The sequence below is a fragment of the Microbacterium sp. genome (assembly GCF_031178445.1).
Lineage (GTDB): Bacteria > Actinomycetota > Actinomycetes > Actinomycetales > Microbacteriaceae > Microbacterium.
This window is the reverse complement of sequence record NZ_JAPSIY010000001.1, coordinates 107104-121595: the sequence shown is the minus strand read 5'-3', so window position 1 is coordinate 121595 and position 14492 is coordinate 107104. Positions and strand designations below refer to the sequence as shown.

Annotated in this window: 14 protein-coding genes; 7 read left to right on the top strand and 7 right to left on the bottom strand. The window is 70.6% G+C overall.

Going from position 1 to position 14492, the window contains the following annotated elements; translation table 11 throughout:
* Positions 1-64: 64 nt before the first annotated feature.
* Genes RIN43_RS00565 through RIN43_RS00545 form a run of 5 tightly spaced genes read right to left on the bottom strand, consistent with a single transcriptional unit; the run spans position 65 to position 3580 of the window.
* On the bottom strand, positions 65-697 hold the full coding sequence (locus RIN43_RS00565; RefSeq protein ID WP_309126924.1) for a metal-dependent transcriptional regulator: 633 nt from the start codon (positions 695-697) through the stop codon (positions 65-67).
* Between the two features lies 1 nt (position 698).
* A complete protein-coding gene (locus RIN43_RS00560) occupies positions 699-1025 on the bottom strand; it encodes a hypothetical protein (protein ID WP_309126923.1) in 327 nt (108 codons plus the stop codon).
* Between the two features lie 10 nt (positions 1026-1035).
* Complete coding sequence (locus tag RIN43_RS00555; protein WP_309126922.1) at positions 1036-1902, bottom strand: metal ABC transporter permease; 867 nt, start codon at positions 1900-1902, stop codon at positions 1036-1038.
* A complete protein-coding gene (locus RIN43_RS00550) occupies positions 1899-2660 on the bottom strand; it encodes a metal ABC transporter ATP-binding protein (RefSeq protein WP_309126921.1) in 762 nt (253 codons plus the stop codon). Before RIN43_RS00550 ends, RIN43_RS00555 begins: the two co-directional genes overlap by 4 nt.
* Positions 2657-3580, bottom strand: a complete 924-nt coding sequence (locus RIN43_RS00545) for a metal ABC transporter substrate-binding protein (RefSeq protein ID WP_309126920.1) — start codon at positions 3578-3580, stop codon at positions 2657-2659. The genes RIN43_RS00550 and RIN43_RS00545 overlap by 4 nt, the downstream gene beginning before the upstream one ends.
* A 127-nt stretch (positions 3581-3707) precedes the next feature.
* Between RIN43_RS00545 and RIN43_RS00540 the strand changes: the two genes are divergently transcribed.
* The 4 genes from RIN43_RS00540 to RIN43_RS00525 all read left to right on the top strand — a co-directional run bounded on the left by RIN43_RS00540 (position 3708) and on the right by RIN43_RS00525 (position 7467).
* Positions 3708-4337 (top strand): TrmH family RNA methyltransferase, encoded by a 630-nt coding sequence (locus tag RIN43_RS00540; RefSeq protein ID WP_309126919.1) that lies wholly within the window; start codon positions 3708-3710, stop codon positions 4335-4337.
* Between the two features lie 55 nt (positions 4338-4392).
* On the top strand, positions 4393-5595 hold the full coding sequence (locus RIN43_RS00535; RefSeq protein ID WP_309126918.1) for a histidine kinase: 1203 nt from the start codon (positions 4393-4395) through the stop codon (positions 5593-5595).
* Positions 5592-6248 carry a response regulator transcription factor gene (locus RIN43_RS00530; protein ID WP_309126917.1) on the top strand — a complete coding sequence of 219 codons (657 nt, stop codon included), beginning with the start codon at positions 5592-5594 and terminating at the stop codon, positions 6246-6248. The genes RIN43_RS00535 and RIN43_RS00530 overlap by 4 nt, the downstream gene beginning before the upstream one ends.
* Before the next feature lie 82 nt (positions 6249-6330).
* Positions 6331-7467 (top strand): hypothetical protein, encoded by a 1137-nt coding sequence (locus RIN43_RS00525; protein ID WP_309126916.1) that lies wholly within the window; start codon positions 6331-6333, stop codon positions 7465-7467.
* A 124-nt stretch (positions 7468-7591) separates the two neighbouring features.
* Here RIN43_RS00525 and RIN43_RS00520 read toward each other — a convergent pair whose 3' ends face one another.
* On the bottom strand, positions 7592-8446 hold the full coding sequence (locus tag RIN43_RS00520) for a hypothetical protein (protein WP_309126915.1): 855 nt from the start codon (positions 8444-8446) through the stop codon (positions 7592-7594).
* A gap of 11 nt (positions 8447-8457) precedes the next feature.
* Positions 8458-9780, bottom strand: coding sequence for an MATE family efflux transporter (locus RIN43_RS00515; protein WP_309126914.1), 1323 nt, complete (start codon positions 9778-9780; stop codon positions 8458-8460).
* Between the two features lie 74 nt (positions 9781-9854).
* Here RIN43_RS00515 and RIN43_RS00510 point away from each other — a divergent pair, with 74 nt between their 5' ends.
* The 3 genes from RIN43_RS00510 to RIN43_RS00500 all read left to right on the top strand — a co-directional run bounded on the left by RIN43_RS00510 (position 9855) and on the right by RIN43_RS00500 (position 14389).
* Positions 9855-10427, top strand: coding sequence for a DUF1992 domain-containing protein (locus tag RIN43_RS00510; RefSeq protein WP_309126913.1), 573 nt, complete (start codon positions 9855-9857; stop codon positions 10425-10427).
* Positions 10428-10510: 83 nt separating this feature from the next.
* The gene (locus RIN43_RS00505; protein WP_309126912.1) at positions 10511-12376 is read left to right on the top strand and encodes a lipase family protein; all 1866 of its coding nucleotides are present in this window, start codon (positions 10511-10513) and stop codon (positions 12374-12376) included.
* A 48-nt stretch (positions 12377-12424) separates the two neighbouring features.
* Complete coding sequence (locus RIN43_RS00500) at positions 12425-14389, top strand: M13-type metalloendopeptidase (protein WP_309126911.1); 1965 nt, start codon at positions 12425-12427, stop codon at positions 14387-14389.
* Positions 14390-14492 lie beyond the last annotated feature (103 nt).

Sequence of the window (14492 nt, the reverse complement as noted above, 5' to 3'; positions counted from 1 at the left end):
GAGCGGATGCTGCGAAGTCATGCAGAACTGCGACGTTGCGGGGCGCGGGAGGGTGAGGATGCTGTCAGCCCTGCAGCCAGATCGCGTCGGCCGCCTCCGACGGCAGGGCGGCCTCGGTGCCGTCGAGACGGAGCCCGCCGGCGGTCACCTCAACCGTGCGGCCGACGGCTACACCCGCATCCTCGAGGGCCTGCAGCAGATCCGGGTCGCGGTCGCTGACCCGCAGCACCCGACCGACGTGTCCCGGAGACGCGTCGGCCAGCAGCACGAAGGGCTCGCGCTGCACGTTGCCGTCGGCATCCGGAATCGCGTCGCCGTGCGGGTCGAAGCGCGGGCGGCCGAGCCGTTCGTCGATGCCCTCGAGCAGGCGGTCGCTGATGGTGTGCTCCAGCACCTCGGCCTCGTCATGCACCTCGTGCCAGGCGTAGCCGAACTCGCGCACCAGCCAGGTCTCGATCAGGCGATGCCGGCGCAGCATGGCCAGGGCGCGCTCGCGCCCGGTGTCCGTCAGCTTCACGGCTCCATACGGTACATGCGAGACGAGGCCCGCGGCGGCGAGCTTCTTGACCATCTCGGTGACGCTCGACGGCGCGACCCCCAGCGCCGCGGCGAGCTGCGATGGCGTGATCGGTGCGTCCTGCCACTCGGTGTGCGAGTACACCGTCTTGAGGTAGTCGTCGAACGCGGGGGAGGCCACGTCAGCCTGCCAGCCGCACGAGCGTGCCGAACGCCACCTGACCGGCGAAGAACATGATCGCGAAGCCGGCCATCGCCGCCAGCAGCGACAGCCGTCCGTCGTAGTCGTTCACTCCTCGAGTGCCGATGGCGCGTGCGCGGAAGGCGAAGAACAGCGTGAGCGCGCCCAGCACGAGCTGAACCCATGGCCCGCCGGCGGCCAGCAGCTGCGGCCAGATCAGCAGAGCCACCCCGAGCGCCCCGGCACCGAGCGCGATCCAGGTGCACAGCCTCATCGCGCGGCGCGCCTGGGAATCGTCGCGATGCTTGGTGGCAGGGGCGGAGGGCATGGCTTCGAGCCTACCCGCGCGCCCGCAGAGCGCGTCGGCGCGCCAGCCTCCGGCCGATCAGCCCCTGACGCGGACTGAACAGGTAGACGAGGGTGAAAACGGCACCCTGCACGACCACGACGAGGCCGCCCGATGCGGCATCCAGCCAGTAGCTGAGGTAGATCCCTGCGACCGACGAGAGGGCGGCGATCGTGGGGGCGAGCGCCAGCATGATGCCGAACCGGTCGGTGAGCAGGTAGGCGGTCGCGCCGGGGATGATGAGCATCGCCACGACCAGGATGACGCCGACCACCTGCAGCGCGACCACCGCGGTGAGGGCGAGGAGGCCGAGCAGGAGTGCCCCGAGCAGCCGAGGCGAGAGGCCGATCGCGAAGGCGTGCCCGGGGTCGAACGCGTACAGCGTGAGGTCGCGCCGTTTCGCGATCAGCACGATGAAGGCGGCGGTCGCCAGGATCGCGATCTGCACGAGGTCGGCCTGAGAGATGCCCAGGATGTTGCCGAAGATGATGTGGTTGAGATCCGTCTGGCTGGGGGTCACCGAGATGAGCACGAGCCCCAGCGCGAAGAGCGTCGTGAAGACGATGCCGATGGCTGCATCCTCTTTCACGCGGCTCGTGCCCCTGATCAGGCCGATGAGCGCGACGGCCAGGAAGCCGAACACCAGCGCGCCGAGCGCGAACGGCGCACCGACCACATAGGCGAGCACCACGCCGGGAAGCACAGCATGCGAGACCGCATCGCCCATCAGCGACCAGCCGATCAGCACCAGCCAGCACGACAGCACAGCGCACACCACGGCGGCGATGACCGTGGTGACGAGCGCGCGCACCATGAACTCGTACTGCAGCGGCTCGAGGAGGAGCTCGAGCAGGGTCATGCGCCTTCCTTCCCGAGGATGTCGAGTCCGAACGCGCGCGTCAGCTGCTCGGGACGCAGCGCCTCGGCGACGGGTCCGTGGAAGAGCACCCGGCGCAGCAGCAGCACGGCCTCGTCAGCCAGGCCGGGGAGGGCATGGAGGTCGTGGCTCGAGACGAGCACCGTGCGCCCTTCGGCGGCCGATTCGCGCAGCAGCCGTACGATCATCGCCTCGGACTTCTTGTCAACGCCCGCGAACGGCTCGTCCAGCAGCAGGATCGTGGCATCCTGGGCGATCCCGCGTGCGACGAAGACCCGCTTTCGCTGCCCGCCGGACAGCCTGCCGATCTGGCGGTCGGCGAGGTCGGAGAGCTCCACGCGCTCGAGTGCGCGATCGACCAGCTCACGATCCTCCCGACCGGGACGACGAGTCGGTCCGAGGTGGCCGTACCGGCCCATCATGACGACATCGCGCACCGACACCGGGAACGTCCAGTCGACGTCTTCGCTCTGCGGCACGTAGCCGATCAGACGCCGGCGCCGGGCGACCGCGGGGGAGTCGCCGTTCAGCAGAACCGTGCCGTGATCGGGTCGTACCATCCCGGTGAGCGCCTTGAACAGCGTGGACTTGCCAGAGCCGTTCATTCCGACCAGCGCGGTCACGCGGCCGCTCGGGATGCGCAGCGTCACGTCCTCGAGCGCGATCACGTCTCCGTAACGGACGCCGACGCCGTCGACCTGGATGGCGGCACCCGCAGCCGACAGGGGCTGCGCGGTCATGATCCCGCTCCGGCGAGACCGCGGATGATGGTCTCGGCGTCGTGCCTGATCAGGTCGATGTACGTCGGCACTGGTCCGTCGGCCTCGGAGAGGGAGTCGACGTAGAGGATGCCGCCGAAATCGGCGCCGGTCGCCTCCACGACCTGCTGCATCGGCTTGTCGGAGACGGTGGACTCGCAGAACACGGCCGGGACGTCGTTCTTCTCGACGAACGCGATCGTCCGCGTGATCTGCTGCGGCGTGGCCTGCTGCTCGGCGTTCACCGGCCAGATGTACGCTTCGCTGAGCCCGGCATCCCTGGCCAGATACGAGAAGGCGCCCTCACAGGTCACGAGTGCTCGTTGATGCTCGGGCAACGATTCGAGCTCGGAGACCAGGTCGTCGCGCAGGGCCTGCAGTCGAGCCTTGTACGCCTCGCCGTTGGCGGCGTAGTCGTCGGCGTGCGCGGAATCCAGCTCGCTGAACGCGGCGACCATGTTGTCCACGTAGGCCTGAGCGTTCACAGGACTCATCCATGCATGCGGATTCGGCTTGCCCGCATAGGCGTCCTCGGTGATGTCGATGGGCTCGACCCCGTCGGAGACGACGACGTGCGGCACGTCGATCGACTCGACGAACTGCGAGAACCAGGCTTCCAGGTTCATCCCGTTGTCGAGGATGAGATCAGCCTCCGACGCCTTCGCGATGTCGCGCGGGGTGGGCTCATAGCCGTGGATCTCAGCGCCGGGCTTCGTGATCGATTCGACGGTGAGGTGCTCGCCGGCGACGTTCTCGGCGATGTCTGCCAGCACCGTGAAGGTCGTCAGCACCACGGGGCGGTCGCCCCCTCCGCCCTGAGCGGGGGCGCAGGCGCTCAGCGACAGCACCGCGGCCACCCCGAGCATGATGCCGGTGTACACGCGCCGCGACGATTTAGGCATGCCGAAATCATAGCTCCTTTTCGGTGTGCCTAAATCGTCGTCGGCGCCCCTGGTTCATCGAGGTGAGGCGGGGTGCCGGCGGCGGCGGGAGCGAAGAGGGGATGGTCCGGGCGTTAACCTGATGGGGATGGACGATCAGACCGCGGGTGACACACCGGAGCGCACCACGCACGGGCTGGGTCCCTGGCAGGGGGAGTGGCCGTCCGGCGACCATTTCGACCCCGAGTTGCTCGAGCACGGCGACACCCGCAACGTCATCGACCGCTACCGGTACTGGCGGATGGATGCCATCGTCGCCGACCTGGACACGAGGCGGCATCCCTTCCACGTCGCCATCGAGAACTGGCAGCACGACATGAACATCGGCTCGATCGTGCGCAGCGCCAACGCCTTCCTCGCCGAGACCGTGCACATCATCGGCCGCAGGCGCTGGAACCGGCGCGGCGCGATGGTCACCGACCGCTACCAGCACGTCGTGCATCACGAGGACGTGGAGGGCTTCTCGACGTGGGCGACTAGCGAGGGCATTCCCATCATCGCGGTCGACAACGTCGGCGAGGCCGTGCCGGTCGACAGGGCGGCGCTGCCGGAACGATGCGTGCTGCTGTTCGGGCAGGAGGGGCCGGGGCTCTCGCCCGAGGCGCTGGCCGCGGCATCCGCGCACATCGAGATCACCCAGTACGGCTCCACGCGCTCGATCAACGCGAGCGCGGCGGCGGCTGTCGTGATGTACGAGTGGTGCCGCAGGTACGCCTGATCGCTCACCCTCGCGGGTGATCCGGCCGGCGACGACGCGTGAGAGCATGAGGGCGATGTCGACTCGGAAGACCCCTGTCCTGCGCGCCGTGAGCGGCTCGGCGACGTGGCTGCGGCCGGACATGATCGTCGCCGTGGTGACCGCAGTCGTGCTGCTGCCGCCGAGCCTGGTGCTGCTCGGCCAGGAAGGCGCGGCCCTCGCGCCGGCCGCGACCGGCACCGTCGCCGCGCTGCTGATCGTCCTGCTGGCCGCTCCGCTGCTGGCAGTGCTGCATCCGCTGCCCGCATTCGCGCTGGTGACCGCTGCGATGGCCGCGCTCACTGTGCTGCCGTTCGCACTCGAGGTCTCGGCGGCGCTCTACCCGTCGGGGATCGGCTATCTGCTCTGTCTCGGTCAGATCGCATCGCGCTCTCCGCGATCGCTCAGCCTGGCCGCCTGGGGCAGCGGGGTGCTCGGTGCGGCGCTGATCGCGCTCACGGCTCCCGAACTGGCTGTCGCGGCCAGGGCCGGTGCCGGGCTGCGGCTGGGGGCGTTCGCCGGCCTGGCGGCCGCCGTCACCGCTGCCTGGGCCGTCGGCCTGCTCCTGCGCGTGCGACGTGCCCAGGCCGAGCAGAGGGTCCACGAGCGCATGGGGCAGGCGATCGTGGACGAGCGGATGCGGATCAGCCGCGACTTGCACGACGTGGTCGCGCACGCGATGACTGTGATGATCGCCCAGGCGGACGCGGCACGCGCGGTGGTGCACGACGATCCCGACCGCGCCTCGGCGGCGCTCGCCGTCGTCGGCGACACAGGTCGCGAGGCGTTGCGCGGGATGCGCGCCGTGGTGCGTGCTGATCCCGATGCTCCGCGCGAACCGGCTCCCGTGGTCGACGACATCCCGGCGCTGGTCGATGCGATCAGGAGTCCGCTGTGCGATGCGTCGTTCGAAGAGCGCGGCATCCGGCATCCCCTCCCTGCACCGACCGTGCTGGCCCTTCATCGTGCGGTGCGCGAGGCGCTCACCAACGCGGTGCGGCACACCCGGCATCCGGTTCGCATCATGACGAGACTGGAATGGTCCGACGTCGAACTGCGCGCGGCGGTCACCGATGACGGAGGCGCAGGCACTGCGGGCGGCGGTCTCGGTTCGGGTACGGGGCTGATCGGCGCCTCCGAGCGGGTGACGTCGGTCGGCGGCACGCTCGAGGCCGGTCCCGAGGCGCACGGCGGATGGTCGGTGACCGTGCGGCTGCCGTTCGGGGAGGCGGGCCGGTGAGCATCCGCGTGCTGATCGTGGACGATCAGGAGCTGTTCCGCGACGCGATCGCGCTGACGCTCGGACGCGACGACCGCATCACGTCTGTGACGGCTGTCGCCGGAGGGGCAGAGGCCATCGATCACGTGCGGGCGCATACGGTCGACGTGGTGCTCATGGACATCCGGATGCCGGGCGTCGACGGCATCGTGGCGACCCGCGAAGTGCTCCGGCTGCGCCCTGGTAGCCGCGTGCTGGTGCTGACCACGTTCGACCTCGACGAGTACGTCTACGACGCCATCCGGGCCGGGGCGAGCGGATTCCTCACGAAGGATGTCGCCCCGGCGGCGCTCGCCGACGCCGTCGTCGCTGTCGCATCGGGCGACTCGGTGCTCTCGGAGAGCGCCACCCGCTCGGTGCTCGGCTTCGTTCGGGACGGGCACCGGCAGCGCGACGGTCGCGAAGCGCTGGCGCTGCTCACCGCCCGTGAGCAGGAGGTGGCCCGTCTGCTCGCATCGGGGGCGTCGAACGAGCAGATCGCCGGTCGGCTCTTCCTGTCGGAGAACACCGTGAAGACGCACGTCAAAGCCGTGCTCTCGAAGCTCGCGCTGCCCGACCGGGTCCACGTGGTGATCTGGGCGTACGAGAACGGCGTGCTCCGACCGGGCGGATGATGTGCCGATCTCACCCGCGAGGGTGAGGAGATGCCCCTGGTGGGCGATGTGCCGGTCGAGGGCTGTTCCTCAGCATGGAGTCATGATCACTCGGCATCGTGTTCCTCTGTTCCTCGTGGCGGTCGTCGGCGCGTCGGCCGTCATCCTCGTCAGCGTGCTGCGCCTGCTCGCGCCCGCTGCGCTGCAGACGTTCGGCGAACTGCCGCCGGGACTGGTCGGCACGCTTGCCGGTCCTGTCGCTGAGATCGCGATCGGGTTCGTCGGTGCACTCGGCGTACTCGCGGTGGTGGTGATGGCGCAGGCGTCGGATGCCGCGGCGCGCGACTCCGCGGTGCGGTATGCCCCTGGTGGCCGTGCGACGGGGACGAGGGCCGTTCTGCGCGCAGCTGCGGTGGTGACGGCGCTGTTCGTCGCCGTCACGACCCCGGGCGGCATGATCCCCGTCGCGGGGTACGCGTTCGCGCTCGCGGTGCTGGGCGGGACCGTCGTCATCGTCGTGCTGCTGTTGCTGCGCAGGCCGTGGGCCGGCCTGGCGGTTGGCGCCGTCCTCGCGGCGCTCGTGGCGTCGGCAGTGCTCCGGCTCGACGGGGGAGCGCTGATCCCGCGCATCCTCGCCGCGTTTGCGCCCGTCGTGCCGTCCGCTCTGGTCGCCCTGGCGCACCTCGGTGCCGCGGCGGCGCTCATCGTCTGGGTGATTCTCGACGCCCGGCGTGACCGCGGCGGCGTGGCGATCTGGGTGCGCAGGCACCGCGTGGCGATCACGGTCGCAGCGGCGCTGTGCGCTGTTCCTTACGTGCTGGCACGTGCGAGCTGGCTCACTCCCTGGCCGCTGCTCGGCGGCAGCGCCGAGATGTTCGCGGCCCAGCCGATGGTGCAGCTCACCGGGCTGATGCTCGGTGCCGGGATGCTGGCCGGCGGTGTGCTGACGATCGGACTGGTGCGCCCGTGGGGCGAGCGCTTCCCCCGCTGGCTGGCGGGTCTCGGCGGGCGCGAGGTGCCGGTCCTGCTCGCGGTGGTGCCGGCGGTGCTGGTCGCCGTGCTGTTCACCGTCGGCGGTGTCGAGTTCATCGTCGCGGTGGCCACGCGGACCGCCGCCGTCGCCGGAGCGCTGGAGATGGCGCTGATGCTGCCGTTCTGGTTGTGGGGACCGCTGCTCGCTGTGGCGACCTGGGGGTACGCGATGCGTCGAGACAGCGGGCTGGTGTCGGTTCCGGCGTGACGCCGGCAGTGCGGCGGCCGGCAGTGCGGCGGCCGGCAGTGCGGCGGCCGGCACGGTGGGGCGGCCGGCACGGTGCGGCGGCCGGCACGGCGGGGGCGGTGGGTCGCCGGCGGGGTCCGCCTTCTCAGCCGATCCGACCCGTGACCGTCAGTCGCTCATCCACGGTGAAGCGCAGATCGCGGATCCGGAACGTCTCCGCATCCGCGTTCATGTCGTAGCTGCGGCCCTCAACGGCCTTCAGCTCCGCACGCATCAGCCGCAGGCCGAGGGCGACGACCGGGTTGCGCGTGCCGACCCGCAGCCGCTCGACGGTGACCACCGCACCCGGGCTGATGTGCAGGGCCACCTCGGCAGTGGCCTTCGCGGCAAGGAGCTTCCACCTCGCCGAGATCACGGCATGCACGAGCAGCCGTTCCGCCTCCGGGCTCTCGACGGACACTGCGAGCCTGCGCAGCCGCACACCCTCGGCGCTGAGAAGCGGGCGCATCGCCTTGGTGAGCAACGGACCGATGTCATCCACGCTCAGGGCACCGCGGAACGAGCCGGTCGGCGAGGCGGGGTCGTCGGATTCATCGACTCCGTACCGGGACGACGGGTCGCCCGGTGTCAGCTCAGTGTCGTAGGTCACCCAGGAGAACGGGAGGTCGTTCAGGGTGGCATCCAGATGGACGGGACAGCCCTGCACCTTGACCGGGTCTGCGACGAGCCGCGCCGAGCGCAGCATCCCGTCCTGCCGCGAGACCACGATGGGGCCGTTCGGCGGTGGCGGATCGGTCGTGAAGGGCGCGGAGGCGTGCAGCGTGACCTTCACGCCCGTCGCGTCGATGAGCAGGTGCTCGATCTCCGCGCCTGTGGCTTCGACGGCGAAACGCACCCGGTCGAGCCCGCCGACGCGTGCGCCCGCGTCGGCCCCGATCTCCGACAGCATCCGCGTGCGCAGCCAGCTCTCGATCGCGCGGCGGTCTCCTGGCCATTCCATGCGGTTCCTCCTCAGGCCGTGACGCCCATCCAGCGGTCGCTGCGCACACGCCACCCGAGCGTGGTGAGGCGGGCGAGCAGATAGATGCCGAAGAACGCGGTGGCGAGCCAGACGAGACCTGCGGCGCCGTCGACCCCTGTGACGGAGATGATCCAGAGCGCGGGCAGGAACGGCACCAGGTTCAGCACGCCGACCACGGCCAGGTACTTCGCGTCGTTCGCGCCCATCAGCACGCCGTCGAGCACGAAGACGATGCCGGCGATCGGCTGGGCGACGGCGAGCACGAGGAAGGCCGGCTGCACCAGCGCCGCGACCCCTGGGTCGCCGGTGAACACGATGCCGAGCACGCCCGAGAGCGCGGCGATGAGGGCGCCGACGATGACGCCGAACCAGGCGCCCCAGGCCACGGTGCGGCGCAGCACGCGGCGCACCTGGTCGTGGGAGCCCGCGCCGAGGCCCTTGCCGATGAGCGCCTGTGCGGCGATGGCGAGGGCGTCGAGCGCGAAGGCGGCGGTGGAGAAGATGGTGAACGCGATCTGCCAGCCGGCGAGCTCGCGGGTGCCGATGCCGGTCGCGACGCCGACGGTGGCGAGCAGGGCGACGCGCAGGCTGACCGTGCGAAGGAAGAGCCAGCCGCCCGAGCGTGCCGTGCCGCGCAGCCCGTCGCGCTGCGCCTTCATCGACGCCCCGTGCCGCATGGCGAGCCGGCGGATGACGACGACGTAGGCGGCGACCATGCCCCACTGGGCGGTGACCGTGCCGAAGGCGGATCCGGCGATGCCCCAGCCGAGACCGTAGATGAAGAGCCAGTTCAGCAGTGCGTTGGAGCCGAAGCCGAGACCGGCGATCCACAGCGGCGTCATGGTGTCCTGCATGCCGCGCAGCAATCCGGTCGCGGCGAAGACGACCAGCATGGCAGGCAGACCCCACATGGAGATCATCAGGTAGGTGACCGCCTGTGCGGCCACGTCGTCGGACGCGCCGAAGAGCGACACCATCCAGGGGGTGGCGACCGCTCCAGCCGCGGCGAGGACGGCGCCGAGGCCAAGGGCCAGCCACATGCCGTCGATGCCGACCGACACGGCGTCGCCGGGTTCGCCGGCGCCGAAGCGGCGGGCGACGGCGGGGGTCGTCGAGTAGGCGAGGAAGATCATCAGCCCGACGATCGTCTGCAGCACGGCGCTCGCGATGCCGAGGCCCGCCAGCGGCACGGTACCGAGATGCCCGACGAGGGCGGCGTCGACGATGAGGAACGCGGGCTCGGCGACGAGCGCTCCCAGTGCGGGTACGGCGAGCCGCAGGATCTCACGATTCAGGGTTCGGGCAGCGGGCACTGTTCGAGCCTATGGGCTCGGGGGGATGCTGATGCGAACCGGTCGTCGTAACCTGGATCCACCGGAGGTGACCGATGTCGGATGCGATGAACAACGCCGCCCGGTACCGCGCGCAGCGCGCGGCCGGCGAGAACGCCGAGCCCGAGGACGAGAATCCGGCGATGACGCTGAACGCCGAGAACAAGGCGCAGTTCGTCGAGACGGCGATCCAGATCGCGATCCGGCGGGGCGATTTCGACGATCTCCCCGGAGCGGGCAAGCCGATCGAGGGTCTCGGCACGCATCATGACCCCGACTGGTGGGTGCGCCGCAAGATCGAGAGCGAGAACCTGTCGGGCCTCGGCCCACCCGCCCTGCTGCTGCGCGTGGAGGACAGAGAGCTCGATGGCGATCTCGACGAGCTGCGCCGCGAGGAGGACGTGCGCGCGGTGGTCGAGGACTTCAACCGCCGCGTCGTCGATGCCCGGCGACAGCTGCAGGGCGGTCCTCCGGTCGTCACCAGGACGCGCGACGTCGACACCGAGGTCGCGGCGTGGCGAGCGCGTCGAGAGGCGACGAGGGCATCCGCCGTCACGGCTGGGACGGATGCGGCGACCGAGGCGGACGCCGCGCCGCGCCGCCGCCTGCGACGGTGGCGTCGGCGCTGAACGAGGGCGCCGGATGCCGGGGCCGCGCGCGGAACGGATCCGGCGTCCCGAGGCCCCGAGGCGCGGCTGGATAGGCTGGCGCCGTGACACCCGACTCCGAAGCGGGCGCATCTCAGCCCGAGCAGCAGAACCGCGCGCCGCAGAGCCTCGAGCCGCGGAACCCGGCGCACGACGCCGCCTCGCCCGCTGGCGACGCTGCTCCCGCCGTCCTCCGACTCGCCAGGCGCCTGCCCAGGCCGGCGGTCGCTGCGCTCGCGGCTGCGGCGGTGATCGTGGGCATCGTACTGATCGCGCGCCCCACCACCGCGCTCGATGTGCTGGCGCTGCTGATCGGAGCCGGTCTCGTGCTGGCGGGCCTGCTCGAGTTGCTGCTCCCGGCTGCCCGCGGCGACCGGCTGAGGGTGCTGCTGTCGGCTGCGCTCGTGCTCACCGGCCTCGTCGTGCTGGTCCTGCCCAACCTCACCGTGCGCGCGCTCGCGATCGTGGTCGGCGTGACCCTCATCGTGCGCGGCGCAGTCGGCCTCAGCGCGATCGTGATCGGCCGCGAGAGCCCGCTGGATCGGCGGGTGGCTGAGGTGCTCCTCGGCGCCGCCGCCATCGCCTTCGGCATCCTGGCCATCGTGTGGCCCGACATCACTCTGCTGGTCGTCGCCGTCGTGTTCGGTGCGTCGCTGACCGTCGTCGGAGCCGCCGCACTGCTCCGGATGCTGCGCGCCCGCACGCCGCGCAGGCCTGCACCGCGCCGCGACACGCTGCCGCGTCGCTGGATGCGTACGATCGCAGCGGTCTGCGCGGTCGTCCTCGCCGGGGGTGCGGTCGTCGCGACCATCGCGCTGCGCGACGGCACGCCGGTCGTCGACGACTTCTACGCCGCACCGCGCACCGTGCCGGGGGAGCCCGGCGAGCTGATCCGCGCCGAGCCCTTCACACGGGGCGTCCCCTCCGGCGCCATCGCCTGGCGCATCCTGTACACCACCACGCACGGCGACGGCAGCCCGGCGGTCGCCAGCGGCATCGTCGTGGCGCCCGGAGATGGAGAGCCGCATCCGGCGATCGCCTGGCATCACGGCACCACCGGTTTCGACCGCACCTGTGCGCCTTCCCTCGCAGCCGATCCGTTCGGATCGGGCGCGATGTTCGTGCTCGACCGCGTCCTCGAACACGGCTGGGCGCTGGTCGCCACCGACTACATCGGCCTCGGCACCGAGGGGCCGCATCCCTACCTCATCGGCGAGGGCAGCGCGCGCGCCGAACTCGACGCCGTACGCGCCGCACGCGACCTCGACGCCGCGGGCATCACGGATCAGACCGTGGCCTGGGGTCACTCCCAGGGTGGCGGCGCGACCCTGTGGTCGGCGGCCATCGCGCACGACTACGCACCCGACGTCCCCCTCTCTGGCAGCGTCGCGCTCGCCCCCGCGAGCGACCTCACGGGGCTGGTCGACCGACTGCCCGACGTGACCGGCGGCAGCGTGTTCGCATCGTTCGTGATCTCGGCGTACAGCGAGATCTACGACGACGTGTCGTTCAGCCGCTACATCCGTCCCGGAGCCGACGTCACAGTGCGCGAGATGGCCACCCGGTGCCTGGCCGCCCCCGACATGCTCGTGTCGGTGCTGACCGTGATGGCGCTCACCGACGACCCGAACATCCTCGCCGCCGATCCCACCAGCGGCGCGCTGGGAGAGCGGCTGACGCAGAACATCCCGCCGGCGGCGAAGGACGTCCCCGTGCTGCTCGGGCAGGGCGTGGACGACCAGCTGATCGCCCATGACATGCAATCCGCCTATGTGCAGCGGCTGTGCGGCGAGGGGGCGTCCGTCGACTACCGCGGATACGGCGGGCGCGACCATCTCTCGCTCGTCGAGGCGGACTCGCCGGCGATCGAGGAGGCGATGGCGTGGACCGCGGATCGGCTCGCCGGCGTCTCGACCGCGGGGACCTGCTGACTGGCGGCCGCCGGCCGCCGTGTCGTGACCGGCGAATAGGCTGGGGGCATGACAGACGTTCTGCCCTCCGGCCTCGCCGTCTCGGACTTCAGCGCCGACATCCGCCCACAGGACGACCTCTACCGCCACGTCAACGGCGCGTGGCTCGAGGCCGCCGAGATCCCCGCCGACAAGGCGCGCTGGGGATCCTTCCACCTGCTCGCCGAGCAGGCCGAGAAGGACGTGCGCGCGATCATCGAGGAATCCCAGGATGCCGAGCCCGGCACCCTCGCGCGCAAGGTCGGTGACCTCTTCACGAGCTTCATGGACACCGAGCGCATCGCCGAGCTCGGCCTCGCGCCACTGCACGAGCAGCTGGCGAAGGTCGACGCCGTCGACAGCATCCCTTCGTTCCTCACCACCGTCGGCGCCTTCGACCGCGAGGGCGTGGCCGCGCTCATCGGCGTCTTCGTCGAACCCGATCCCGGCAACCCCGAGCGATACGTGCCGTTCGCGGTCCAGGCGGGTCTGTCGCTGCCAGATGAGAGCTACTACCGCCAGGACAGCTTCGAAGGCACCCGCGCGGCCTATCGTGCTCACCTCGAGAGACTGCTCGCCCTGGCGGGCGTCGCGGATGCCGCAGGCGTCGCCGATCGCTCGTTCGGCCTCGAGCACGAGATCGCCGGTCATCACTGGGACAACGTGGCGTCGCGTGACGCCGTGAAGACCTACAACCTGAAGAGCTGGAACGACTTCCAGCAGCTCGTCGGAGCCGACATGACGCCATGGCGGGATGCCGTGGCGACTGCCAACCCCGGCGCCTTCGATGAGCTGGTGGTGTTCCAGCCGAGCTTCTTCGAGGGGCTCGGCGCTCTGCTCGCCGAAGACCGTCTCGACGACTGGAAGGCGTGGCTCACCGCCAAGGTCGTGCACGGGCTGGCCGGTTACCTCACCGACGAGATCATCGAAGAGAACTTCTCGTTCTACGGCACCGAGCTCACGGGCACGCCGTCGATCCGCGAGCGGTGGAAGCGCGGCGTCTCGCTGGTCGAGGGTTCGCTCGGGGACGCCGTCGGCCGGATCTACGTCGAGCGGCACTTCCCGCCGACGGCCAAGGCCGCCATGGATGAGCTCGTGGGGAACCTCATCGAGGCGTATCGGCAGAGCATCGAGAAGCTGGAGTGGATGGGGCCCGAGACGCGCCGCAAGGCGCTCGACAAGCTGGCCACCTTCCGGCCCAAGATCGGCCACCCCGACAAGTGGCGCGACTACGACGCGATCCAGATCGATCCGGCCGATCTGGTCGGCAACGCCCGTCGCGCGACGGTGTTCGAGCACGACAGGCAGATCTCGAAGGTCGGGCAGCCGATCGACCGCGACGAGTGGTTCATGCCGCCGCAGATGGTGAACGCGTACTACAACCCGCTGATGAACGAGATCGTGTTCCCTGCGGCGATCCTGCAGTATCCGTTCTTCGACCCCGAGCGGGACGCCGCGGCGAACTACGGCGGTATCGGCGCCGTGATCGGTCACGAGATCGGGCACGGCTTCGACGACCAGGGCAGCCGTTACGACGGCACCGGCCGCCTTCAGGACTGGTGGACCGACGAGGACCGTGCAGCCTTCGAGGAGCGCACCAAGGCGCTCATCGGCCAGTACGACGCACTCGTGCCCGTCGGCCTGCCCGACGAGAACAACGTCAACGGCGCGCTCACCATCGGCGAGAACATCGGCGACCTCGGCGGTCTGGGCATCGCCCTGAAGGCGTACGAACTGTCGCTCGGCGGCGCCGAGGCGCCCGTGATCGACGGCTACACGGGCGTGCAGCGACTGCTGCTGAGCTGGGCCCAGGTGTGGCAGCAGAAGAGCCGCGACGCCGAGACGATCCGGCTGCTGACGATCGACCCGCACTCGCCGAACGAGTTCCGCTGCAACCAGATCGTGCGCAACATCGACGCGTTCTACGAGGCCTTCGACGTCTCCGAAGGCGATGACCTTCACCTTCCGGAGGGGGAGCGCGTCACGATCTGGTGAACGACTCTCCGGCGCAGGTGTGCGAGGAGGACGGCGGGGCTACGATAGCCGGGACGGACGGATGCGTGGCATCGCGCACCCGGATCCGCCGCCTCCCCCACAC